Source organism: Pantoea rwandensis (assembly GCF_000759475.1).
GTDB lineage: Bacteria > Pseudomonadota > Gammaproteobacteria > Enterobacterales > Enterobacteriaceae > Pantoea > Pantoea rwandensis_B.
Genome location: NZ_CP009454.1, coordinates 3,773,543 through 3,796,119 on the forward strand (window position 1 = coordinate 3,773,543; position 22,577 = coordinate 3,796,119).

Annotated in this window: 23 protein-coding genes; 6 read left to right on the plus strand and 17 right to left on the minus strand. The window is 56.2% G+C overall.

Translation table 11 applies throughout. The features are described from left to right. Nucleotides 1-106 precede the first annotated feature (106 nt). The 6 genes from LH22_RS17370 to LH22_RS20760 form a co-directional block, all read right to left on the minus strand. Nucleotides 107-1,270, minus strand: a complete 1,164-nt coding sequence (locus LH22_RS17370; protein WP_052059446.1) for an N-acetylglucosamine-6-phosphate deacetylase — start codon at nucleotides 1,268-1,270, stop codon at nucleotides 107-109. Beyond that, nucleotides 1,263-2,036, minus strand: a complete 774-nt coding sequence (locus LH22_RS17375) for a glucosamine-6-phosphate deaminase (RefSeq protein WP_038648679.1) — start codon at nucleotides 2,034-2,036, stop codon at nucleotides 1,263-1,265. Before LH22_RS17375 ends, LH22_RS17370 begins: the two co-directional genes overlap by 8 nt. A 2-nt stretch (nucleotides 2,037-2,038) precedes the next feature. Further along, nucleotides 2,039-3,562, minus strand: coding sequence for a sodium:solute symporter family transporter (locus tag LH22_RS17380; protein ID WP_038648681.1), 1,524 nt, complete (start codon nucleotides 3,560-3,562; stop codon nucleotides 2,039-2,041). 224 nt (nucleotides 3,563-3,786) lie between these two features. Then, on the minus strand, nucleotides 3,787-4,089 hold the full coding sequence (locus LH22_RS17385; protein WP_038650257.1) for a PsiF family protein: 303 nt from the start codon (nucleotides 4,087-4,089) through the stop codon (nucleotides 3,787-3,789). 136 nt (nucleotides 4,090-4,225) lie between these two features. Further along, complete coding sequence (iraP, locus tag LH22_RS17390; RefSeq protein WP_038648694.1) at nucleotides 4,226-4,480, minus strand: anti-adapter protein IraP; 255 nt, start codon at nucleotides 4,478-4,480, stop codon at nucleotides 4,226-4,228. 210 nt (nucleotides 4,481-4,690) lie between these two features. Next, nucleotides 4,691-4,837, minus strand: coding sequence for a hypothetical protein (locus LH22_RS20760; protein WP_166933682.1), 147 nt, complete (start codon nucleotides 4,835-4,837; stop codon nucleotides 4,691-4,693). Between the two features lie 253 nt (nucleotides 4,838-5,090). On the opposite strand from LH22_RS20760, the gene LH22_RS17395 reads away from it, so the two are divergent. Further along, nucleotides 5,091-8,171, plus strand: coding sequence for a beta-galactosidase (locus LH22_RS17395; RefSeq protein WP_038648697.1), 3,081 nt, complete (start codon nucleotides 5,091-5,093; stop codon nucleotides 8,169-8,171). Here the strand turns inward: LH22_RS17395 and LH22_RS17400 are convergent. Next, a complete protein-coding gene (locus LH22_RS17400) occupies nucleotides 8,110-9,417 on the minus strand; it encodes a multidrug efflux MFS transporter (RefSeq protein ID WP_038648699.1) in 1,308 nt (435 codons plus the stop codon). The genes LH22_RS17395 and LH22_RS17400 overlap by 62 nt on opposite strands. A gap of 393 nt (nucleotides 9,418-9,810) precedes the next feature. On the opposite strand from LH22_RS17400, the gene LH22_RS17405 reads away from it, so the two are divergent. Next, nucleotides 9,811-10,065: a biofilm development regulator YmgB/AriR family protein gene (locus tag LH22_RS17405; protein WP_038648702.1), complete on the plus strand. Its 255-nt coding sequence runs from the start codon at nucleotides 9,811-9,813 to the stop codon at nucleotides 10,063-10,065. 222 nt (nucleotides 10,066-10,287) lie between these two features. Here the strand turns inward: LH22_RS17405 and LH22_RS17410 are convergent, their stop codons facing one another. The 3 genes from LH22_RS17410 to LH22_RS17420 all read right to left on the minus strand — a co-directional run bounded on the left by LH22_RS17410 (nucleotide 10,288) and on the right by LH22_RS17420 (nucleotide 13,995). Further along, nucleotides 10,288-10,605 carry a hypothetical protein gene (locus LH22_RS17410; RefSeq protein WP_038648704.1) on the minus strand — a complete coding sequence of 106 codons (318 nt, stop codon included), beginning with the start codon at nucleotides 10,603-10,605 and terminating at the stop codon, nucleotides 10,288-10,290. Between the two features lie 173 nt (nucleotides 10,606-10,778). Continuing rightward, nucleotides 10,779-11,078: an I78 family peptidase inhibitor gene (locus tag LH22_RS17415; RefSeq protein ID WP_038648706.1), complete on the minus strand. Its 300-nt coding sequence runs from the start codon at nucleotides 11,076-11,078 to the stop codon at nucleotides 10,779-10,781. 322 nt (nucleotides 11,079-11,400) lie between these two features. Continuing rightward, nucleotides 11,401-13,995 (minus strand): bifunctional diguanylate cyclase/phosphodiesterase, encoded by a 2,595-nt coding sequence (locus tag LH22_RS17420; protein WP_052059448.1) that lies wholly within the window; start codon nucleotides 13,993-13,995, stop codon nucleotides 11,401-11,403. Nucleotides 13,996-14,211: 216 nt separating this feature from the next. Here LH22_RS17420 and LH22_RS17425 point away from each other — a divergent pair, with 216 nt between their 5' ends. Then, the gene (locus tag LH22_RS17425) at nucleotides 14,212-14,859 is read left to right on the plus strand and encodes a CPBP family intramembrane glutamic endopeptidase (RefSeq protein WP_034830547.1); all 648 of its coding nucleotides are present in this window, start codon (nucleotides 14,212-14,214) and stop codon (nucleotides 14,857-14,859) included. 43 nt (nucleotides 14,860-14,902) lie between these two features. On the opposite strand, the gene LH22_RS17430 is transcribed toward LH22_RS17425, so the two are convergent. Next, complete coding sequence (locus LH22_RS17430) at nucleotides 14,903-15,088, minus strand: hypothetical protein (protein WP_034830477.1); 186 nt, start codon at nucleotides 15,086-15,088, stop codon at nucleotides 14,903-14,905. A 213-nt stretch (nucleotides 15,089-15,301) separates the two neighbouring features. Between LH22_RS17430 and LH22_RS20765 the strand changes: the two genes are divergently transcribed. Both LH22_RS20765 and LH22_RS17435 read left to right on the plus strand, forming a co-directional pair. After that, entirely contained in the window at nucleotides 15,302-15,472 is a 171-nt protein-coding gene (locus LH22_RS20765; protein WP_007887091.1) for a hypothetical protein, read from the plus strand. A 111-nt stretch (nucleotides 15,473-15,583) separates the two neighbouring features. Continuing rightward, nucleotides 15,584-15,817: a hypothetical protein gene (locus tag LH22_RS17435; protein ID WP_038648712.1), complete on the plus strand. Its 234-nt coding sequence runs from the start codon at nucleotides 15,584-15,586 to the stop codon at nucleotides 15,815-15,817. Nucleotides 15,818-15,928: 111 nt separating this feature from the next. On the opposite strand, the gene yniD is transcribed toward LH22_RS17435, so the two are convergent. The 6 genes from yniD to LH22_RS17460 all read right to left on the minus strand — a co-directional run bounded on the left by yniD (nucleotide 15,929) and on the right by LH22_RS17460 (nucleotide 21,629). Continuing rightward, complete coding sequence (gene yniD / locus LH22_RS21045) at nucleotides 15,929-16,036, minus strand: small membrane protein YniD (protein WP_097117533.1); 108 nt, start codon at nucleotides 16,034-16,036, stop codon at nucleotides 15,929-15,931. Nucleotides 16,037-16,114: 78 nt separating this feature from the next. Further along, on the minus strand, nucleotides 16,115-16,543 hold the full coding sequence (locus LH22_RS17440; protein WP_038648715.1) for an OsmC family protein: 429 nt from the start codon (nucleotides 16,541-16,543) through the stop codon (nucleotides 16,115-16,117). A 66-nt stretch (nucleotides 16,544-16,609) separates the two neighbouring features. Continuing rightward, a complete protein-coding gene (gene lldD / locus LH22_RS17445) occupies nucleotides 16,610-17,800 on the minus strand; it encodes an FMN-dependent L-lactate dehydrogenase LldD (protein ID WP_038648716.1) in 1,191 nt (396 codons plus the stop codon). Then, nucleotides 17,800-18,585, minus strand: a complete 786-nt coding sequence (gene lldR / locus LH22_RS17450) for a transcriptional regulator LldR (protein WP_038648717.1) — start codon at nucleotides 18,583-18,585, stop codon at nucleotides 17,800-17,802. The genes lldD and lldR overlap by 1 nt, the downstream gene beginning before the upstream one ends. Then, nucleotides 18,582-20,231 carry an L-lactate permease gene (gene lldP / locus LH22_RS17455; RefSeq protein WP_038648719.1) on the minus strand — a complete coding sequence of 550 codons (1,650 nt, stop codon included), beginning with the start codon at nucleotides 20,229-20,231 and terminating at the stop codon, nucleotides 18,582-18,584. Before lldP ends, lldR begins: the two co-directional genes overlap by 4 nt. Nucleotides 20,232-20,459: 228 nt before the next feature. After that, nucleotides 20,460-21,629 (minus strand): cyanate transporter, encoded by a 1,170-nt coding sequence (locus LH22_RS17460; protein ID WP_038648720.1) that lies wholly within the window; start codon nucleotides 21,627-21,629, stop codon nucleotides 20,460-20,462. Nucleotides 21,630-21,716: 87 nt separating this feature from the next. Here LH22_RS17460 and LH22_RS17465 point away from each other — a divergent pair, with 87 nt between their 5' ends. Beyond that, nucleotides 21,717-22,577 carry a LysR substrate-binding domain-containing protein gene (locus tag LH22_RS17465; RefSeq protein WP_038648721.1) on the plus strand — a complete coding sequence of 287 codons (861 nt, stop codon included), beginning with the start codon at nucleotides 21,717-21,719 and terminating at the stop codon, nucleotides 22,575-22,577.

Consider the following 22,577-nt stretch of genomic DNA (forward strand, 5'->3'; position numbering starts at 1 on the left):
AAACAGTAAGCCTGGCAAAGCAGGAGGATTTCGCTGGAAAAACAAAGCGTAGCGGCGAATAAGCCATGACTTATCACGCCGTTAGCGAGGAAAATAAAATTGCGCTTCAGGCTGAAGCGGCTTGCCACACCTTTTTGCCCTGTTTGATGCACGCCACTAACGCCACGCTGTTATCTGGCTGAGGCTTCAGTACCAGCAGATCCGCTGGTGCGCCGATTGCCAACCCATGCTGCTGTGGCAAAGCTAACTGCCGTGCCGGGCGAATCGATGCCATCTCAATCGCCTGCTGCAAAGAGGCTAATTTTTGCCGCAGCAGAAAATTGACGCCATCCAGCAGACCACGCGCCGACCCGGCCAGCAATTGTGGCGCATCCGCCATGCTTAGCCGCCCTTCTGCACTCAGTTGTACACGTCCGCCTATTGCCGAATCGTAGATGCCCGGCGGCTGCCCGGCGAAACAGGTCACATCACTGACCAGTAAAGCCTGCTCGCCTTTCGCCCGTAAAAAGACTTTCAACACCTCGGCGGGTAAATGGTCACCATCGGCAATCAGCGTGGCCGCCAGCGCATCTTCTGCAAGCTGCTGCCAGATGTAATTGGGATGGCGCGGCAGTTGCAGGTGCGCGCCATTGCCCAGATGGGTAGAGAGCGAGGCGCCTGCCAGCACCGCATCATGAATCTGCGCGGCAGAGGCTGAAGTGTGTCCTATGGCGACCCGCACCTGCTGTGCCACGCAATGCCGAATGAGATCGCGGCTTTGCGGCCATTCCGGCGAGAGCGTCAGTAAACGAATGCCCTGCTGAGCGGCTCGTTGCCAGCAATCAAACAAGGCGATATCCGGCGCAGAGATCGCCTCGCGTGGATGCGCACCACGCGGCCCATCTTCCGGTGACAAAAACGGCCCTTCCAGATGAAATCCTGGTACAGCCAGCGCAACGTCAGAATAGTGCTCACTGGCGCTAGCCAATCGCTGTAGCGCTTGCGTGATCTCATCTGCTTGTGCGGTGATCACCGTTGGCATAAAGCTGGTGACGCCTTGCTGCCACAAGGCGCGCGTGGCATGCAGCACATCCTGTTCGCTAAAAGGAAAGTGATTAAAATCTACCCCCTGATAGCCATTCACTTGCAGATCCACCAGACCCGGCGCCAGAATCAGATCGTTGTCGGGCTCTGACAGCGATCGCACCTCTGCCAACGTGCCTTCACGCAGATAGAGTTCTATCGGCTCCAGCGTGCGATAATCGCGACCGCGTAACAGGGTTTCAGTCAAAGTGCACCTCCGCGCAGGCATCGGCGTCGATATACAATGTGCAATTGGGATGCTGGCGCAATTGCGTTGCCGGGCAAGCCGTGGAAATTGCATCCTGAAGTGTGGCCTGCACCGCAGCGCGTTTGGTCGCGCCCGGCACCATGCAGAAAAGCCGGGTACCACGCATCAATGCGGGAATCGTCAGGGTCACCGCGTGCGTCGGCACCTGCTCGAGTGTGGTGAAACAGCCGTCGTTGACCTGCTGCTGACGGCAGGCGAGATCCAGTTGCACTGTCTTGACGCTAAGCGGATCGCTGAAATCCGCCACCGGCGGATCGTTAAAGGCCAGATGGCCATTTTCACCAATGCCCAGACAGACCACATCGATCGCCGCCGCCTCCAGTCTGCGCGCGTAGGCGCGACAAATTTCCGCCGGATCGCCACTCGAAGGGATGAGATGCACTTCGCCGGGTTGAACCTGGTCAAACAGATGCTCACGCAGAAAATGACTGAATCGCTGCGGCGCCCCCTCATCCAGCCCAATATATTCATCCATATGAAACGCGTGAATGCGCTGCCAGTCGAGATGGGGTGCGGCAACCAGTGCAGCGAGAAACTCACGTTGTGAAGGCGCGGCAGCAAAAACCATCCGCACCACCGCCTGCTGTTGCAGTAATTGTTGCAGATGCGCGATGCAATCCTGTGCCGCTGCGGCGCCTAATGCATCACGATGAGCGAAGCGTTTGACCCATAAGCGGTCGCGCTTTCCCTGTTGTAAAAGCGTCATTCCTATCCCTCCTGAGAAGCGTTGTGACTCTGGGGCCAGCGCGAACTGGCAGTCATATTCTGATCCTGATTGAGTGCTGTGAGCAGCGCGTCAACTTCCGGACGGACCGGCGCACGACGCAGCCATCCCATCACCACAAACAGCACCAGTGATGACATGACGGGTGCGGCCACCTGAGTGGCGGTGCTGACATCGGTGAAGATAAACTTCACGCAGAAAAAGGTGCCCACGCCTACCGCCCAGCTCACCAGCGCGGCGGCACTGCCGCTACGGCGAAATGCGGGCAGTAAGCCTAAAAGCATCGGAATCGAAATGGGCCCCACCAATCCGCCGAACCAGATAATCAGCAGAGACAGCACACCGCCGAAACGGCTGGCATTCATGGCGATAATCAACGTGGTGATGATGAAGAGAAAAGCCGTCAAACGCGCCACTAACAGCGAGCTTTTACCACGCTGAAAACGTCGCGGCAGCATGCCGGGAAGAATGTCACGCGTGACCACTGCCGTGATGGCATTGGCATCTGATGAGGTCATCGATAGCGTGTGAGTGAACATCGCCACCAGCACTAATCCGATTAACCCATTCGGCAGCAATTCCATGGCCATCACAGAGTAAGAACGTGAGGGATCGCTGAGATGAGGAAACAACAGCGGTGCAGCCCACATCGGCCAGAACAGAATCAGTGGCCAGATCAGGTAGAGTGCAGCCGAGAGCAACGCGGCTTTACGTGCATCGCGGCCCGCCGGTGCGGCGATAAAGCGCTGTGCCAGATTCCAGGTACCACCGTTGTAGCTCAGGGTGTAAATCACAAAGTAGGCCAGAATAAAGCCGAGTGTGTAAGGCTCCTGAACGATGTCGGTGTGCGTCGCGGGCAAGTGCTGCCAGATGGTAAACAGCTCGCCGAAACCACCAAGATGCATCGCCACAGCCACCACCATGACAACCGCGGCGACAAACTGCACCACAAACTGGCCGAAGTCATTACAGGCATCGGCCCATAAACCGCCCATCACCGTATAGAACAGGCTCAGCGCACCGGAGATGCAAATGCCTATCAACGGATCTAATCCAGTAAAGACATTGATGATCACGGCGATGGCGGCCCATTTAGCGCCGACGTCGAAGGTTTTCAGCAGCACCCCACTCCACGCCAGCACCATCTGCGTTGGCAGGTTATAGCGCGTAGCGAGGTACTCCATCGGCGATTCGATATTCATATGAATCCGCAGCCGGGCCCAGCGTGGCGCAAAGAGGCGCGATCCGATTAATACCGCAATCGAGATGGGAAACGCCCACCAGAAATAGAGGGTGATGCCCATGTTGTAAGCCACTGCGGCATAGGCCACGAACACGGCCGCACTGTAGCCGGACATATGATGCGAGACGCCGGATAGCCACCAGGGCATTTTTCCACCTGCCGCGAAGAAATCACGCGTGCTGCCTACTTTACGCATCGCCCAGAGCGTAATGGCCACTATCATCAACGCATAGAGCGCCATTACCGCATAATCAAGCACATTCATAAGAGTCTCCACAGGTCAAAGCTGCCCGACGAAGGAACCGGCCTCGAGGGGAAGAATAGGTTATTTTTTAATTAGTCCTTATTTAGGATTAATAAATCCTGCCACCTTTGCCGCACTTAAAATGTGATGACGATCCGGCTATTACTTTTTCTTCTGAACAGAAAAAGAGGTGCAATAAAAAGGGCTCATACCAAGTATGAACCCTTAAATCAGGGGTAATTCGATTAGGCTTTTTTCAGGCAGGAACTCATAAAAGTCTTACGCGCATCGCCGCTGAGTTTTTTATCAGCCGCGTCAGTATTACAGGTTTTCATCTTCATTTGCTGCGGCGTCATGCTGCCCATCTTGCTGTCTTTTTTTAGACAGTCGCTCATGAAGGATTTACGCGCGTCCCCTTTTAAATCCTGCGAGGAAGCGTGTTGGTTACACATGGTCATTTTATTTTGTTGGGCGGTTTTCTCTGCTGCCCCCGCACTGCCCGCCAACAGCAGGCCTGCTGCTATCATTGCCAAAAGACACGATTTCATTGCCGGAATCTCCATAGAATTATTGCCTCTTAATCATGGCAGGAAATAAGCAATGCAGAAAAAAATATATTCTCTCGCCCAGTGCTTGCTGCGAGCACGCTAACAGCAAAATCGGTTCTTCAGCGTGACGTGACGCTTACACGCGGGGATGATTCAGCAGCTTTTCAACGTAGTTACGCAGCAGAGTGGTATCAGGGGTTTCTGCCGCAGGGGCAAGTGGAGGCATCGCGGTGGCGATACCGGCCGCAATCTCGTTGAATTGTTCAGGTTCCAGCTTACGCAGCATGGCCGTCAGCACAATTTCTAATGCCTCAACCTGGACCACTAATTCTTTGGACTCTTCTTCTTTCTCAGCCAGTTTTAGCAGGAGTTCCGCAATCAGGTTTTTCATGCGACGGGCTCAATAAGAGATGGAAAACAGACGTTAGCATTGAGGGAGCGAAAACAACAGGGGTTTGTGGCAGTTTGCCCAAAATTTAGAATAAGCGCAGCGTTAAAAAAGAAACGGAATTTCAATATGTAACGGCGAAACGTTTCACTTCATAGATAGGGCTTTTTCGAAACGTTTCGCGCGTCGTCATGCATTACCGTCTGGCGCTAATTAATGGGGTCCCATAAAGCCACGACCTGGACCGCCACCGCCGCCAGGACCACCCCAACCGCCTCCGCCACCCGGCGGTGGGAAGATACAACCGCTCAACGCGGTCACCAATGCCACAACGGCAGCGAGTTTAATAATACGGACCATAATTACCTCAGAATGGTGAAATCGGGCTGAGTGTATGAGGCGGCAACGGGCGCGACAATACAGAATTCTCTGCAACCCGGCGCTATTCATCTCTGCTCACCATGCTTAACAAATTACTGGCACTACGCCCGCGAAAAAACCACAGAGGCATCATCATATTGACGAAAATTTCAACCATTACGGGCGGTCGATCACTTTACACGCCGCGCGAAATGACGCAATGTGAGCGCATTACAATCAATGAGATCTTAGCATGACCCTGCCCACCCTTTCTCTCAGTGATATCCTGGCGCGTCGCGACTGGGAAAATCCGGTGATCACCAGCCTGAATCGTCTGGATGCTCATCCGCCGTTTTCCAGCTGGCGCGATGAAGTCAGTGCACGTGATGACGCCCCCTCGCCTTCGCGTCAGTTATTAAACGGTCAGTGGACTTTCAGCTATTTCCCTCAACCCGAAGCGGTGCCACAAAGTTGGTTACTGCAGGATCTGCCCGGCGCGCACGCACTTCCCGTACCCGCTAACTGGCAACTGCATGGCTTCGATGCGCCAATCTACACCAACGTGCAGTATCCCATCCCCGTCAATCCACCTTGGGTACCTAAAGAGAATCCCACTGGATGTTACTCGCTCACATTCAACGTTAATGACAGCTGGCTGACGCAAGGGCAAACGCGCATTATGTTTGATGGTGTCAACTCCGCCTTCTTCTTGTGGTGCAACGGGCAGTGGATAGGCTATTCCCAGGACAGCCGCCTGCCGGCCGAGTTTGATCTGAGTCAGTCATTGCAGCGAGGCCAGAACCGACTGGCAGTGATGGTGTTGCGCTGGAGCGATGGCAGCTATTTAGAAGATCAGGATATGTGGCGCATGAGCGGGATTTTCCGCGACGTCACCCTGCTCCATAAGCCATCCACCCAACTGGCCGACGTGCAAATCGAAACGGCGCTGAGCCCGGAATATATCCGTGGCGATCTGCGAGTGAGTGTCAAAATTAACGCCGGTGAACGGCCGCTTAATCAGTGCCGTCTGCGCGTGAGCCTGTGGCAAGACGAAACCTGCATCGGCAGCGAAGAACAAGCACCGGGCAGTGCAGTCATTGACGAGCGTGGACATTACCCAGAGCGCGCGTTGCTGGTGTTGCCGATAAAAAATCCGCTGCTGTGGAGCGCGGAAACGCCCCACCTTTATCGTGCCGTGGTGACACTGCTGGATGACAACGGTCAGGTGATTGAAGCGGAAGCTTACGATGTGGGCTTCCGGCGCGTCAGCATTGAAAACGGCCAGCTGTGCGTTAACGGTAAAGCGTTGCTGATTCGCGGTGTGAATCGTCATGAACACCATCCGGAAAATGGCCAGGTGGTGGATGAAGCCAGCATGCGGCGCGATATTGAATTGATGAAGCGTCACAACTTCAACGCCGTTCGCTGTGCGCATTATCCCAACCATCCGCTGTGGTATCGCCTGTGCGATGAATATGGCTTATATGTCGTCGATGAGGCCAATATTGAAACCCACGGCATGCAGCCAATGAACCGTTTATCGGCCGATCCACGCTGGTTCGCCGCTTACAGCGAACGTGTGACGCGCATGGTACAGCGCGATCGCAACCACGCCTGCATCATCATCTGGTCACTCGGCAATGAGTCCGGCCACGGCAGTACGCACGATGCACTCTACCAGTGGGTGAAAAGCAGCGACCCGACGCGTCCGGTGCAATACGAAGGCGGAGGTGCCAATACCGCCGCCACCGATATTGTCTGCCCGATGTATGCGCGCGTCGATCAGGATCAGCCCTTCCCAGCCGTGCCGAAATGGTCGCTGAAAAAATGGATTGGCCTGCCGGGTGAAACGCGTCCGTTAATCTTGTGCGAGTATGCGCATGCCATGGGCAATAGCTTCGGAGGCTTCGCCAAATACTGGCAGGCTTTCCGCCAGTTCCCGCGCCTGCAGGGCGGCTTTGTCTGGGATTGGGTCGATCAAAGCCTGACGCGTTATGACGGGCATGGCCAGCCATGGCAAGCCTACGGCGGCGATTTTGGTGATACGCCTAACGACCGCCAGTTTTGCATGAACGGCCTGGTGTTTGCCGATCGCACGCCGCATCCTGCTCTGTTTGAAGCACAGCGTGCACAGCAGTTCTTCCAGTTCCAGCGCGATGCCAATAACGCCTGGCGTTTCACCCTCTCCAGCGAGTATCTGTTCCGCAGCAGCGATAATGAAGTGCTGCGCTGGTCGATCGAACAGGATGGCGTATCACTCGCGCGGGGCGAACTGCCGCTGCATCTTGCCGCGCAGGGCAGCCAGGTGATTGATATCCCTGCGGCTGAACATTTACAGGGAAATGCATGGCTGAATCTGGCGGTGCATCAGATCGCGGCCACCGCATGGTCGGAAGCCGATGCCTGCGTGGCCTGGGATCAATGGCCGCTGCCCGCTGCGTTAATGCCACGGGTGATTGATGCCACGCCAACCGCGCCAGAACTGATTGCCAATCACGATCTGGTTGCTGTGCAATTGCCGCAACAGCGTTGGCACTTCTCGCGCCGCAGTGGGGAATTGGTGCAGTGGTTTGTTAACGATGAAGAGACGATGCTGACGTCATTGCAGGAGTGCTTCGTACGCGCGCCGATTGATAACGATATCGGCACCAGTGAAGCCGCCAATGTCGATCCCAATGCCTGGGTAGAGCGCTGGAAACACGCGGGCTATAACCAGCTGGAAGCGGTGCTGCTGGATATGCAGGTCGATAGTCTGAAACACAGCGTGCTGATTGATACCTGGCATCAGTGGCAGGCCAATGGGCAGGTGATCTTTACCAGCCACAAGCGTTATCAGATCGGTGGCAACGGTGAGTTGAGCATCAGTGTCGAGGTGCAACAGGCGCCGGGCTTGCCTGCTCCCGCGCGCATCGGGTTACGTTGTCAGTTGAGGAACGCACCGCAGAACGTGTGCTGGCTCGGCCTGGGTCCGCACGAAAACTATCCGGATCGTCAACTGGCGGCGCAGTTTTCGCACTGGCAGCAGCCGCTGGCTGCGCTGAGTACCGCCTATGTGTTCCCGGGTGAGAACGGATTGCGCTGCGGCACGCGCCAGCTTGATACCGGCAGCTGGCAGGCGAGCGGCGATTTTGCTTTCTCGCTCAGCCGCTACAGCCTGGAGCAGTTGCGGGATACTTCGCATCGCCATCTGTTGCGGGAAGAGGAAGGCTGTTGGCTGCACCTTGATGGCTTCCATATGGGCGTGGGCGGTGACGACTCATGGAGCCCCAGCGTCAGCCCGGAGTTTTTGCTTTCTCAGCAGCAGTGGCACTACGCGATGACGCTGCGCCAGTAGTATTCTTCGCGGCCTCACCTTGTTGGCTCAGCGGAGGAGTCAGCTCGGTTTTCGGGCGGCGATAGAAGCGGCGCAGAAGCAGGACATTCAACAGCACCACCACGGCGGTCGCGAAGAAGACCCAGCGATAGCCGGTCGCAGCAGACACCGCCGCACCCAATAGCGGGCCGGCCACGTTCCCGAGATACATAAAGGATTGGTTGTAGCCAAAGATGCGTCCGGTGACATTATCGCGCGAGTGGCGTACCAGCAGCGTTTGTACTGCGGGCATCATCGCGCCATCGGCAAAGCCCAGCAGGAAACGCAGCACGCCTAACTGGGTGGCGCTGGTAACGAATGACATCGCCATCAGCAACACCAGAGAAAACAGCATGGTGCCCATCAGAATGCGCTGCGTGCCGATGCGATCGCCCAGCTTACCCAAACGAGGGGCGGAGATCAGCGCCGAAACGCCCGGCAGTGCAGCAATCACACCACTGAGGAAGGCCAGATTCTGCGCATCGGGTGCCAGCTCGCGCACGAACAGCGTCAGGATCGGGTTTACCGAGCCATTACACATCTGGATCACCATGGTGGTGACGAACAGACACATCATCAGACGAGGATTGTCGAGGCTGCGGAACACGTCACGTCCGCTCATTTTGTCCTGCTTGCTCACTGGCGTGTAGCCGGTCTCTTTGATCAGGAACAACGTGACAAGGAAGCTCACCATCAACAGCACCGCTGTGACAATAAACACCATGCGCAGTCCCAGCCAGTCAGCCAGCAGCCCGCCGATCATCGGCCCCAGAATCACGCCGCCAATTTGCCCGGTGGAGACACAGCTCAATGCCCAGCCGCTGCGCTCACGCGGAACCTGAGCGGCCACCAGCGCCATCGCATTAGGAATATAACCGGATGTCAGGCCCATGAGCGCACGCAGCAGCAGCAGTTGCCATGCTTCGGTCACAAAAGCCTGCAGCAGAATCACCGCGCCCATACCAAAGGATGCGCGTAACAGCATCAGCTTGCGCCCTTTACGGTCAGCCAGACTGCCCCACAGCGGCGCCACCGCAGCAGAGACGATGAAGGTGATACTGAAGGTGAGACCCGACCAGACGCTCAGTGCATTGGCGCCATGGATACCGAGTTCCTCAACGTAAAGCGGCAGGAAGGGAATAATCTGGCTGATGGCTAATCCAGTGAAAAAGCAGCCAAACCAGACCGATATCAGATTGACCTTCCAGGACTCGATGGAGCGTAGCATGGGCGTGTACATCAGAAAAAATGAAATGAGGGTTCAGTCTAACAACCTCATAACATCGCTGGACGGCAAAACATGGCATCGGGTTAAAAACGCAGTTTTCCGCTGCCGTGCGTGATTCTGCTCACAGCAAATAGTGTAAGGGGCACGATTTGTAGTGTCTTTATGTGCTGAAACAAACAACTCAGCAAGATAAGCGCATCGCGACAGAGAGCAAACGTGAAAAAATATGTCTATTCATTACTGACAATATTCGACGCCGCATCTATGTTTAAAAAATCACCGGCCATCGCTGGCGAGGCGCTGCCCGATCTGGACAGTTCCCATGCTTAACCCATATTTCCCAATGCTGCCAATAAACGGCGGTGGGCATCGTTGTCTCTGCGGAGGTCAGCCATGAGAACACATCCTAACAGCGCCAGTCGGGCGATTACCGACTACTTCAACAGTCCTGCCTGGCATGCGCCGCACGAGAGCGATCTGCTGGCAGCGATCATGCGCGAATTGATGGATGATGGTCAGCCCGCGACCAGCAAAGCGATCATTGCGCGGGTGATTGCGAAACTGGAATTTGAAGGAGATGAGCAGCAGCTACAAAGCTACCGTAATTTGCTGGCGCAGCTGCTGGAAGACAGACAACAAAAGCCGTAATGTGCCGTCATTCAGCCGCCTGCCAAATCACCTTGTGTGCAGGCGGATCCTCCTAAGACATCAGCGTTCAGTGACTTCCAGACGCACCGTTTGCGGTGGATCTTAAAGACATCTGCAGCGCTCAACGGCTTCCAGACCTGCCGCTTGCAGGCGGGCTCTAAAAACATCTGCAGCGTTCAGCGGCTTGCAGGCGCGCCGTTTGCAGGCGCGCCTCATCGCGTTTTACTTCACGACACGCAGATGATCGGCTTCGCTGACCACAGCCTTACCGCTCGCACGTTGATACATACACAGCTCATGCCCGAGCTGGTTTTTCATGTGCTTCTGTGGATAACGCCCTTCCAGCAGTACCGCATCGTAACCGACGCTATCGTCATACTGAATCGGTTTCCCCACCACCTTCACTCCTTTCAGGCCGCTGGCTTTCAGACAAGCTTGCTGCCGGCTTTGCGTGTTTTGCTGCCAGGCGGCTTCGCTCGAGGCGTGCGCCAGTGGGCTTAATAACAGGGTGATTAGCAGGATTTTACCGGTGTGTCTCATCGTCGCTCCTCAATTAATCCAGTACGGATTAATAGATAAAAAAATTCCCGCCGAGGCGGGAAGAAACAAGACGAGCATTGCATATTCGAGAGTGACGAGGAAATCTCCGTAATGCGCAGCTATTCTCGCCCGGCGCCATGACAGCCCGATGACAATGCGATGTCCGTTTGAATTTACCCGCAATAAACCCGCGAAATTTTACCGCTTTGGTCGGCGGTAAAGTTCAGGCGGCGCAGATTGAAGTCCATGGTGACGGCACCGTTCCACGGAATGGCGCGCACTGGCATCGCAAAGCGTTGGGTATCAAGGCTACTCGGTGGCTGGCCGATATAATTCTGATATTGCGATGCGCCACACTGATCGGTTTCGGGATCGTGGCTGACGGCAGCGGTGCTGTCCGGTTTGCTGGCGGACTGACAGGCGGTTAAGGCAAAAAAGGCCGTAGCCAGTAACGCTTTTCCATAATGGGTCACAAGTTTCTCCTCCTGGATAGTAAACGAACCGTTCCCGAGAGTAACAAAGCAAGCCCTTATTGTGAAAACAATGACAGAGGATGAGTCGAATAATTGTGCTCTAACGCGCGATCTTCCTCTCAATTTCCAGGATTAATCGCACGCCCAGTCTAAAAATTACGCACTCAGTCACTATAATTAACTAAGAATTATCTGAGGAGACGATGATGGAACTTGCCATTTTTATCGGCTTTGCCATCCTGATGACCGTGGTTGCGGTGCGGGTGCGTTAAGCCCTGATGAGATGGGCGGCTAAACCGCCGCCATAACCGAGAAGCCGCACTTATTGAGCGGCTTCTTTTTCATTCTGCAAGCGCACTTTAAACGCCGCAAGTGGCATTGGCTTGCCGAGAAAATAGCCCTGCCCCTCTTCACAAGAAAGCGCCTTAAGCTCATTGAGCTGCGCTTCGGTTTCAATCCCTTCTGCCGTGATGGTGAGTGCAAATGCCCGCGCCAATCCGACAATCCCCGCCACCACTGATTGTGCCTGTCTGGATTCCGGGAACTCTTTCATCCACGATCGATCGATTTTCAAGCCATTGAACGGGAAGGTTTTGAGATAGCCTAAGGCAGCATAGCCGGTACCAAAATCATCCACCGTCAGCCGCACACCCAGCGCACGCAACCCCTGCATGATTTCCAGCGCACGATCGGGATGCTCGAAGGTCACGTTTTCAGTGATCTCCAGTTCCAGCCGTGTGGCCGGTAAACCGCTAACCGCCAGCGCGTGTGCGACACGATCCACCAGATCGCTGTTACGGAATTCCACCGGAGAGATGTTCACGGATACGTAGCGCTGGTCGCCCCAATCGCTGGCATCATGGCAGGCGCGCATGAGTACCCAGTCACTGATGGCAGCGATCAGCCCATTCTCTTCCGCCAGCGGAATAAAGCGGTCAGGGGTAATCCATTGTTCCTCAGCCACTTGCCAGCGAATCAGCGCTTCCGCGCCAGCCAGCTGTCCACTTTGCAGCTGGTAACGCGGCTGATAGTGCAGTGAAAACGTGTTGTTGCGCAGCGCCTCTTCAATCGCCTGCACCATATCGCGTTTCGATTGAATATGGTTGGCCATATCGTTGGAGTACCACACCCAGCGATCGCGTCCAGCCGTGCGTGCCTGACCGAGTGCAATGTCCGCCAGTCGCAGCAAGGCTTCCGGTTGGCTGGCATCCTGCGGTGCGCTGACAATACCCATGCTGGCGGTCAGGCTCAGTTGGTGCGAGCCGGTGATAATGGGCTGATGGACGGCGCGTTGCAGCGCTCGGCAACGATACTCCAGACCGGCACGCGAGCTTTCGCGCAGCAGCAGAATAAACTCATCCCCGCCCAACCGTGCCGCCAGCTCATCAGGACCAATCAGATTTTTCAGCCGCTGAGAGATCTCATTCAGCACCACATCGCCCACCGCGTGGCCCCACGAATCGTTGATCGGTTTGAACTGATCCAGATCGAAGCTGATGACAAACAGCGGTGTCGCTTGCGTGGCGTGTTCCAGATGCGTGGTCAGAAATTCCTGCAGTTGCATGCGGTTGGCGAGGCCAGTGAGCAGATCGTGGCGTGACAGGAACTGGATGCGTGCTTCCGCATCCACTTCATGGGTGATATCAGACACTGCACCGCGAAAGCCGGTACGCAAGCCGTTGCGGCGAATGGTCTTCGCCATCAGTTCACCGATACGACGCTCACCATTGGCGGCCATAAATTGGCAGCGCAGCGGCACATGCTGCACTTCATCGCCCTGACGCAGCAGCCAGGCCACCAGCGAATGGCTGGGATGGCTTAGAAGCTGATCCAGCGGGCGTCCAATCCAGCTTTTGATATCGTGACCGGTGACTGCCGCAAAGCGCGAGGAGAGATAGCAAAGACGGCCCTGATCGTCGACTTCCCAAATCCAGTCCGAGGCCGCTTCTGCCAGATCGCGAAAACGCTCTTCACTGTTGGCCAGCTCACGCTGGCTGATGGCCAGCATTTCAAAGCGACGATCTGAAATGACCGCATTATGCAGTGCATGGCGCACCACCCGGCGTGTCACCAGCGCAACCGCCAACGCCGTAAACAGCAAAAGCGGCATCATCAGCCAGATCACGCCAAAACCGGGATTTTTGGCCTGCCAGCGCAACACCAGCGGTTCCCCCTGGATCACCGGCTCAACCAGCCGCGGTTCATACAACGCATCATTTAAGCCATTGGCAATACGTGGGGCAATCACGTTAAGCGACTTGCCAAGTGCCTGCATTTTTTCCGGTGTCATGATTTTCACGAAAACCATCACCGAAGGCGGGCCAGGGATAGTGGGGAGATTGGGCACCTTTCCTGGGGTGATCGGCGCAGCCACCACCAATGCCGGCTGCTGATTAATCATCGCATTGCGCGTGATGCCCTCCTCAGCCTGGTGACGTGCGGCGGCCAGTAACAATGCGCTTTGCCCGCCTAACCAACTCTCCAGCGAAGCCTCTGACAATTTGCCATCCACCACCGCATAGCGCGTTTTGCCTGCACCATCGATCACAAACACGCCGTCGTAGTGATACTCCTTGTACAGACCCGGCCCTAAGTTCTCCTCGTCCCACGCCCAGACTTTATTCACCGTCAGGTGCAAATTTTTCCAGCCTTCGCCCCAGTTCGCGTAATCACGCACATCAATAATCATATTTTGCTGCTGCTGCTGCCAGGCCTGGCGCATCAGGTTGACATCCTGCTGGATCGAGTCGCTGTTTTGTCGGTGGGCTATCACCAGCACCATCACGACTGAAAGCAGCAGCACGCCAAACAGCAGCGACGTCAAGGTGCGCAAACTGCGTCGCGTCACCCGAACGGTGTGCGCTTCCATATTAGCCCTGGCAGGCAAGGTCGCGTGCCGGTGATACTCAGAATTCATGCAATATGCTCGCAAAACAGAGGCAGCAAAAGAGAAGACAGGGTGCGCGTTCAAGACGCCTCTGTCCTGTAATGGTTTTTTCGGTTATCGGCGCAGGCCGCCGCAGATTTAGTCCTCGCGGCGGAATTTTTGAGCAGTGCGATTCTGTGTGGGGCCATCTCGACAGCAATGATCGCCATTGCTACTATGCGTTTTCCTCTGCCCATTGAGCTGACTATGGACACCCAATCCGACAAAGTGACGCTGACGCTGTTCTATGCCGCGAGCTTTGTGGTGTATTACGTCGTGACCATGCTGATTACGCTGTTTCCCAACTACGGGGCGCTGCGTAATAACGGTTTACTGGTGCCTGTGCTCTGCTTGTTCGAATTCGCGGTCATTTATCCGCTGTATCGTTTTTATTGCCAACGCCGCACTGACATTCCGCTGGGATATCTCCGTCCTGGCCAGGCGTTGCTGTTTGTGGGTGCGCTGGTGGCACTGATGGTGGCGCAAACGCAATTCCTGCAACCGGAAGGCTGGTTGATTGCCCAGAGCCAACAGGGTCGCAGTTCGATGTTGATCCTGCTGCTAACCGCCGTGCTGCTGGCGCCAGTGTTTGAAGAGGTGTTGTTCCGCGGTTTTCTGTTACAGGGGTTTCTGTTGTGGGCGCCGAAGAGTCGCTTCGCCTGCATGCTGCTCACCTCACTGCTGTTCGCCGCGATGCACACGCAGTACGTGCATTGGGAAACCATCGTGGCCCTGACGCTGTTTTCACTGTTGCTGTGTTACGCCCGTCTGCGCAGCAATAGCCTCGCGCTGCCCATCTTCCTGCATACGTTGAATAACTTGATCGCGATTCTGCCCGCCTGGTTCTACGCATAAAAAAAACAGCGCAATCTCTTGCGCTGTTTTTAGGATAAAAGCATCAGGAAATGGCCGAGTCTTTGTGTTTGTCCGCCTCAAAATGGGCTTTGAACTGCTCGTAGATAGAAATCATGTTTGAAGCATCTCCTTGCATTGGGCTGAGTTTGCCTGCACGCACCAGTTCAATCACCAGTTGTAGCGCGGCTTGTTTTGGGCTGCTGGCCGGATGGGCAATTTCGTTCAACATTGGTCACTCACTCATCATTCTTGTCAGGGCCGCACAGTTTAGCCCAGATTGTACTGCTGATGTGCGTCCGGCTGGTTATAATCTCACCGTTCGCACCACAAGGCCGCTCGGGGTGATCATTGACTCTCGTGCCGTTTGGCTATACTGGATTAAAAAAAGGAACGAACAGCCACTGCTTCCGTATCATCAGGAACGTGTTAAAGGAGTCCAATCATGCTGATTGGTTTTGTGTTGTTAGTGAGCGCGTGTGGACACGATGCCTGTGACGCCTTACCCGTGTCAGAACGTATCTACCCGACCAAAGTGGCCTGTGAGCAAATGGCCGATCGCATCCATAAAGTCCGGCCGAATGTGGTCCTGCTGTGCGGGGAAGTGCACCGTTAATTCGGTGCCATTTTATGTTCATTGTACAAAAAATAAGCCAGACGGCATTGCAAGATCGGCGCGCAGCGTCCAAAATATAAGCTGCTTTACACTATTACCGTTGTGAATCCCATGAAGAATCATCGCCCCCGTCGTCCAAACGGACGCTGGGTTTATTACATTTTGTATGATGGCATTCTCTGGCCCTGCCCGGTGCGCTGGGAGTGGGAGAGCAGCTTTGAAGGCTGGTTGCCATTCTACTACTCACCCACCTTTGAGTTTGTGGCGGGTGACCCACGCAAGGCCTATCGCATTGCGCGCAGCAGTGTGCGTAACGTTCGCCAGCCAGACAGCGAATACGCCTGAATCAACCGAGTTGCCACGGTAACCAGGAGGCGGTCAGCAGATAGTGCACCCCTTCCAGCACCAGAATCACCATCACTAGCACGCCGAGCTTATGGCGGCAGATCCAGTCTTTCAGCCCCATATCATGGCAGCCCAACGAATCAGCATCAGCGCGCCGCAGATGCACAGCAGCACCACAATCATTTTCCAGTGTTTAGTTGCAGCCAGTTTTTTCCCCACGCATCCTCCAGACGGCAGAAAGCAACGATGCGCCCGAAGGCGCATCGCTATTCTACCGCTGGTAAACCGTAAGGGCGATTAATTATTCAGCGTATAGTCCAGGCTGATCTCAGCATTCAGCACCTGAGAGACCGGGCAGCCCGCTTTGGCTTTCTGAATAATCTCATCAAATTTGGCACTGTCGATGCCTGGCAACGCAATGGTGCTGGTCAGTGCGATTTTGGTAATGGCAAAACCTTCACCTTTTTTGTCCAGTGACACATCCGCCGTGGTGTCGATGCTTTTTGGCGGATGGCCAGCCTGACCCAGCATCAGCGACAACGCCATGGAGAAGCACGCCGCATGTGCAGCACCGATCAACTCTTCCGGATTGGTGCCCTTCTCACCCTCAAAACGGGTATTAAATCCGTAAGGCTGGTTGTTCAGCACGCCGCTTTCGGTGCTCACGGTACCTTTGCCTTTGATGTCGCCTTCCCAATGGGCCGATCCTTTCTTATGAATGGTCATGTCATTCCTCCTGTTAGTCAGACAGCAGTCAGTATAGACAACGCCACTCATTTTGCTTTCCGCGCCTCAGCTCACGGCACGCGGTCGGGCCGGGTGTAAACCCGCTTCGCTCAGCAGCGCATTTGCCTGCACCAGCGAATCCTGGGTGATCTCGGCAATGGTTTTTGCCCCGGTCAGCGTCATCGCCACTTTCATCTCTTTTTCGATCAAATTCAGCAAATTCTCAACGCCACGCTGGCCATGGGTCGCCAGCGCATAGATAAAGGCACGGCCCAGCAGCACCGTGTCTGCACCGAGCGCGATCATACGCACCACATCCAACCCGTTGCGGATACCACTGTCGGCCAGAATGGCAATATCGCCTTTCACGGCGTCTGCAATCGCGGGCAGTGCGCGTGCCGATGACAGCACGCCATCCAGCTGGCGTCCGCCATGGTTAGAAACCACAATGCCGTCCGCGCCAAAGCGCACCGCATCACGCGCATCTTCGGGATCCAGAATGCCTTTGATCACCATAGGGCCATCCCAAAACTCACGAATCCACTCCAGGTCTTTCCATGAGATCGACGGGTCAAAGTTATTGGCCAGCCAGCCAATGTAATCTTCCAATCCGGTGGGCTTACCGAGATAAGCAGAGATATTACCGAGATCGTGCGGACGGCCATTCAGCCCCACATCCCACGCCCACTGCGGATGTGTCACCGCCTGCCAGTAACGACGCATCGCCGCGTTAGGCCCGCTCATGCCCGAATGCGCATCGCGGTAGCGCGCGCCCGGCGTCGGCATATCCACGGTGAAGACCAGCGTCGAACAGCCCGCCGCTTTCGCGCGTTCCAGTGCGTTACGCATAAAGCCACGATCGCGCAGCACATACAGCTGGAACCACATCGGACGATTAATGGCAGGCGCCACCTCTTCAATCGGACACAGCGATACGGTGGAGAGCGTGAACGGAATGCCTTTCAGTGCCGCTGCACGCGCGGCCTGTACTTCCCCGCGTCGCGCGTACATGCCGCACAAACCCACAGGCGCTAACGCGACCGGCATCGACAGCGTTTCGTTGAACAGTTTGGTTTCCAGACTGAGATCGGACATGTTCTTCAACACACGCTGACGCAGTGCCACGTCCGACAGATCGGACACATTGCGCTTCAGGGTGTGTTCGGCATACGCGCCGCCGTCAAGGTAATGGAACAGGAACGGGGGCAGGATACGTTGCGCCGCGGCGCGATAGTCACTGGCTGCAGAGATGATCATCAGTTTTTTTCCTTACGATTATCCAGGGACTCGCCTGGCAAGCGGGTAATCCGCGCCTGCCGGGCTTCATCTTCATGGAGCGATTTCAAGGTGGTATGCACAAAGCCGAGGTGATCCATCGCCGCCTGGCGTGCCGACTCGGCATCACCGGACATCACCGCATCGAACATCGCCTGGTGCTGTTCATTCAGGCGATTAAAAATCACCGGCTGGGTGTACATGCGCTGGCGGCTGTGCAGTACCGAAGACTGCAGCAAATCGAAGAAACCGCGCATGGTTTGCAGTAGCACCACATTGTGCGAGGCCTCAGCAATGGCGAGATGGAAGCGCAGATCGGCCTGCGCCGCGATATCAGGATCGTCACAGTCGTGCATCTTCAGCAGAGCATCAAAGGCAAGACGCAACTTCTCTTTATCCGCTTCCGTGGCACGCAGGGCGGCGTGCCAGGCGGTACTGGCTTCGATGGCGTGGCGCGCTTCCAGGATATCCCAGCGATAATCCGGATCATCCGCCAGCAGTTGGCGAATCGGCTCGACAATCCGCTGTTCCGACCAAGGTTCCTGCGGCTCACATAGCCAGGTACCGCCGCCGCGTTTACTGATTAACACGCCGCTACTGATCAGCTGCTGAATCGCCTCACGCAATGATGAGCGTGACACACCGAACTCAGCGGCCAACTGACGCTCGGCCGGTAAGCGCATACCCGGCTCCAGCTGATGTTCCTCAATCCAGGCGAGCAATCGCGCCCGTAGCGTTTCCGCTAATCGCGGCGTGTTTTCTGTCATGGAATCATCCAGGTTAAGACATAAGCTTGCAGTGTCGTGATCACCCCCACCATACAGGTGAAGATCAGACTGTGTTTAACGGTAAAGCGGAACAGATCCGACTCTTTACCCACCAGCCCCACGGCGGCGCAGGCGATGGCGATCGACTGAGGTGAAATCATCTTACCCGTCACGCCCCCCGTGGTGTTGGCGGCCACCAGCAGCACATCCGACACACCAATCTGCTGCGCGGTGGTGGCCTGCAACGCCGCGAACAGCGCATTAGAAGAGGTATCGGATCCTGTCAGAAACACACCCAGCCAGCCAAGGAACGGCGAGAAGTAAGTAAAGGCATTGCCGGTGTGCGCCAGCGCTAAGGCCAGTGTGGCAGACAATCCGGAGTAGTTGGAGATAAAGGCGAAGGCCAGCACCATACCGATTGAGTAGATGGGCAATGCCAACTCTTTCAGCGTCTCACCGAAGGTCTGGATCGCCGCAGCGGGCTTCATACGCAGCCAAATAACTGACAGCACCGCCGCCACGATAATCGCTGTGCCGGTGGCTGACAGCACATCAAACTTGAAGATGGCCGCATAAGGCGTTGCCGCACTCACCACCGGCGGCATACGTGCCACCAGCTCATGCAGCAGCGGCACCGGAACGCTGAACACCCAGTCATACATCACGCCACCTTTAGCAAACAGCGCCTTGAACGGCGGAATACTCCACAGGGTGACGGTGGCAGTGAGGAACAGGAATGGCATCCACGCGCGCACAATCTGGCCCAACGTATAGCGCTGAGAGGTTTGCGTCGGGTCAACGGCGGTTTTCTCATCGAAACGGAAAATACGTACTGGCTTCCAGCGGCGCAGGAACAGCGTGAGGCAGATGAGAGAGGCCAGTGACGAGATAATGTCTGGCAGCTCGGGGCCAAGGAAGTTGGAGCTGAGGAACTGCGCAATGGCGAACGATCCGCCCGCCACGATCACCGCTGGCCATGTTTCCTTGATACCGCGCCAGCCATCCATAATCGCCATGATCCAGAACAGTACAATGATGGTCAGGAACGGCAATTGACGCCCGGCCATCTGCCCGATCTGGAAGCTGTCGAGTCCGGTGACTTGCCCGGCGACAATAATCGGAATCCCCATCGCACCAAAGGCCACTGGCGCGGTGTTGACGATCAAGCATAAGCCAGCCGCGTACAGCGGATTAAAGCCTAATCCCACCAGCAGGGCTGCGGTGATCGCCACCGGTGCGCCAAAACCCGCCGCCCCTTCGAGAAACGCGCCGAAGGAGAAACCGACGATCAGCATCTGTAAGCGCTGATCGGGAGTAATCGAGAGGATCGAAGCGCGGATAATGTCGAATTGCCCGGTTTTCACCGAGATTTTATACACAAATACCGCCGCGACGATGATCCAGGCGATTGGCCACAGGCCGTACAGGAAGCCATACACCACGGAAGCCAGCGCCTGGCCCAACGGCATACCATACAGGAACAGCGCCACCAGCAGTGCAATCACCACCGTGGCGGTGCCCGCCTGATAGCCTTTCAGCTTGAGCTTCAGCAGCGCGAAGAAGAAGAACACAATCGGAATCACCGCCACCAGGCTGGAGAGCCACAGATTGTTGAGAGGATCGTAGTTTTGTTGCCACACCGGCATGCCGTTATCTCCAGAGGTTACCAGATGAGTGCAGCGCAACGGCAATGCAGGTTTGCGCCGCAGGTCTTGCCCTTCTGCTCACTGAAATTGGTAGGACCAAAATGCAGTGCGGGGCTTTCTGGCTCCAGATAGTTAATGCATTGTTAATCTAAAGCAACGACGCTGGGGTGATTTTTCGTGTTATGTGACGATGTGGCAACATTTAAATCGTTTTGGTAGGACCAATACTCACTCTGTCTGACCAAAGGCCCGACGATAGCTGTGGGGATGGAAGCGAAGATTCAGTACGATCAATCCCACCGTCACGCCGCCCTGCATCATCCACACGCTGGTAAAACTGTGCGTCAGCGCCTGCAACTGACCGGCGATAAACGGCATACACCCGGCGATGATGAAACCTGCGCCCTGCATAAACGCCACCAGGCGTGCACCCGCCTGCGGATGTGGCAGGTGATCGAGCGCCAGCACCATCGCCAGCGGGAACGCAGCCCCTAAACCAAATCCGGCAATCGCCGCCCACAACCATGGCGCTAACAGGGGGGAAAACAGGAAACCGCACATACCGACCAGCTGGCAAACCAGACTGATGATCAGCTGTGGACGGCGATCCGCCTTGCGCGCCAGCAAGGGCATCAACAACGCGCCTGCCACCTGGCAAAGGATCATCACGCCCAGCAATGAGCCGCCCGCCTGTGCTGACCAGCCAAGATGGTGATAAGCATCCGGAAGCCAGGCGACGCAGGTCGCATAGCCGCCATTGACCAGGCCAAAACTGAGTGCCAGCGACCAGGCGCGCGGTTTGCGCCAAAGCGAGGGCATAGAGACCGACTCTGCGCTTTGCATCACCGGCACACTCACGATCCACCACAGCACAATCGCCAGCAATACGGGCAGTGCCCAACCGGTGAGCGCCAGTGACCAGCCGAAATGCGCGCTGAGCCACGGCGAGAGTGCTGCCCCCAATCCGCCGCCGCCCATTAACGCGCCCGCCCACAACCCGGTAACCGGGGCGCTGCGCTGAGCAAAGCGCTGACGAATCAACCCTGGCATCGCCATCTGCACCACGCCAACCCCCAGCCCGGCAAAAAGCGCGCTGACCACCAGCCATTGCCCGTCGTGAATCACACCGCGTGCGGCCAGCGCCAGCAGCAGCAGGATCAGCCCGGCGATCAACAAACGTTGCAGCGGAACACGTTGCATCAGGGAGGCACTGAGTAGCGCCACCGCGCCCATCATCACCATCGGCACGGCGGGTAACAACGAAGCGGCAATCGAAGAAAGGCTCATGGCCTGGCGAAGTTCGCCCAGCAAGGGGCTAACAGAGGTCAGTAACGGACGCATATTGAGCCCGGCCAGCACCAAAGCGGCGAGCGTCAATCCGTCGGAATGTCGGTTCATACACAATCCTGCAGTAGAAAGGTTGTCAGGGTCGCAGCAATGGTTACTATTTGGAAATGAAATAACGCCATAGCGATCAGTGGAAAAATGAATCGTCAGCCGATGTTTACGCCGCAGCAGTTACTCAGTTTTGTCGCGGTATGTGAAACCGCCAGCTTCACACGCGCCGCTGAGCGCGTGCACCTCTCGCAATCCACCGTCAGCCAGCAGGTTCGCCGCCTGGAAGAGATGATTGGTAAAGCGCTGCTGGAACGCACCTCGCATCAGGTGGTGTTAACTGAGGAGGGAGAGAAATTACTTGGCTATGCCCGCCGGATCATTGCGCTCAACGGCGAGGCTCACGATGTACTGAGCGACAAGTGGCGCGATGGCGTCCTGCGCCTTGGCGTGCCAGAGGATTTTGCAGCCCCCACCGCAGCACTGCTGGCACAGTTTAGTCGTGAACATCCTCAGCTGCGCCTCGACGTGATGAGCGGCATGAATGTCGACTTGCATCGTGCGTGGCAGCGAGAAGAGCTGGATATCATGCTGATCAAGCAACCCGGCGGTGAACGTCCGCTGGCAGCGCGACCGGAACCCCTGCTGTGGCTGGACAGCGCCGAACACCCCTGCTTTGAGCAGACGCCAGTGCCGCTGGTGGTATTTCCCCAGCAGGGATTGTATCGCGAGGAGATGTGTCAGACGCTGGATGCGCTGGGCCGCAGCTGGCGCATCAGTTATAGCAGTGCCAGTCTGGTGGCGCTCGCCAGTGCCAGCGCGGCGGGGTTAGGCCTGACCTTGCTGCCTGCCAGCTGTCGTTTGCCGGGGCATCGCGTGCTGGATGAAACTCAGGGTTTACCGCCGATCAGCCACTTTGAGCTGGCGCTGTTTTGCCGTTCCCCACAGGACGATTTGCAGCAGGCGCTGGCCGAGGCGTTAGTCGAATTTTGCCAGTTGAAGTGGCAGTGA

Excerpts from the sequence above, each read along its gene's own strand:
- LH22_RS17385 (WP_038650257.1), bottom strand. The coding sequence starts at position 4,089 with ATGAAATCGTGTCTTTTGGCAATGATAGCAGCAGGCCTGCTGTTGGCG.
- LH22_RS17460 (WP_038648720.1), bottom strand. The coding sequence starts at position 21,629 with ATGAACCGACATTCCGACGGATTGACGCTCGCCGCTTTGGTGCTGGCC.
- LH22_RS17410 (WP_038648704.1), bottom strand. The coding sequence starts at position 10,605 with ATGAGACACACCGGTAAAATCCTGCTAATCACCCTGTTATTAAGCCCA.
- iraP (WP_038648694.1), bottom strand. The coding sequence starts at position 4,480 with ATGAAAAACCTGATTGCGGAACTCCTGCTAAAACTGGCTGAGAAAGAA.
- LH22_RS17440 (WP_038648715.1), bottom strand. The coding sequence starts at position 16,543 with ATGACCATTCATAAGAAAGGATCGGCCCATTGGGAAGGCGACATCAAA.
- LH22_RS17430 (WP_034830477.1), bottom strand. The coding sequence starts at position 15,088 with ATGTTGAACGAAATTGCCCATCCGGCCAGCAGCCCAAAACAAGCCGCG.
- lldR (WP_038648717.1), bottom strand. The coding sequence starts at position 18,585 with ATGACAGAAAACACGCCGCGATTAGCGGAAACGCTACGGGCGCGATTG.
- lldD (WP_038648716.1), bottom strand. The coding sequence starts at position 17,800 with ATGATCATCTCTGCAGCCAGTGACTATCGCGCCGCGGCGCAACGTATC.
- LH22_RS17425 (WP_034830547.1), top strand. The coding sequence starts at position 14,212 with ATGGACACCCAATCCGACAAAGTGACGCTGACGCTGTTCTATGCCGCG.
- LH22_RS17395 (WP_038648697.1), top strand. The coding sequence starts at position 5,091 with ATGACCCTGCCCACCCTTTCTCTCAGTGATATCCTGGCGCGTCGCGAC.
- LH22_RS20765 (WP_007887091.1), top strand. The coding sequence starts at position 15,302 with ATGCTGATTGGTTTTGTGTTGTTAGTGAGCGCGTGTGGACACGATGCC.
- LH22_RS17435 (WP_038648712.1), top strand. The coding sequence starts at position 15,584 with ATGAAGAATCATCGCCCCCGTCGTCCAAACGGACGCTGGGTTTATTAC.
- LH22_RS17400 (WP_038648699.1), bottom strand. The coding sequence starts at position 9,417 with ATGCTACGCTCCATCGAGTCCTGGAAGGTCAATCTGATATCGGTCTGG.
- LH22_RS17465 (WP_038648721.1), top strand. The coding sequence starts at position 21,717 with ATGAATCGTCAGCCGATGTTTACGCCGCAGCAGTTACTCAGTTTTGTC.
- LH22_RS17380 (WP_038648681.1), bottom strand. The coding sequence starts at position 3,562 with ATGAATGTGCTTGATTATGCGGTAATGGCGCTCTATGCGTTGATGATA.
- LH22_RS20760 (WP_166933682.1), bottom strand. The coding sequence starts at position 4,837 with ATGGTCCGTATTATTAAACTCGCTGCCGTTGTGGCATTGGTGACCGCG.
- LH22_RS17420 (WP_052059448.1), bottom strand. The coding sequence starts at position 13,995 with ATGAATTCTGAGTATCACCGGCACGCGACCTTGCCTGCCAGGGCTAAT.
- lldP (WP_038648719.1), bottom strand. The coding sequence starts at position 20,231 with ATGCCGGTGTGGCAACAAAACTACGATCCTCTCAACAATCTGTGGCTC.
- LH22_RS17375 (WP_038648679.1), bottom strand. The coding sequence starts at position 2,036 with ATGACGCTTTTACAACAGGGAAAGCGCGACCGCTTATGGGTCAAACGC.
- LH22_RS17405 (WP_038648702.1), top strand. The coding sequence starts at position 9,811 with ATGAGAACACATCCTAACAGCGCCAGTCGGGCGATTACCGACTACTTC.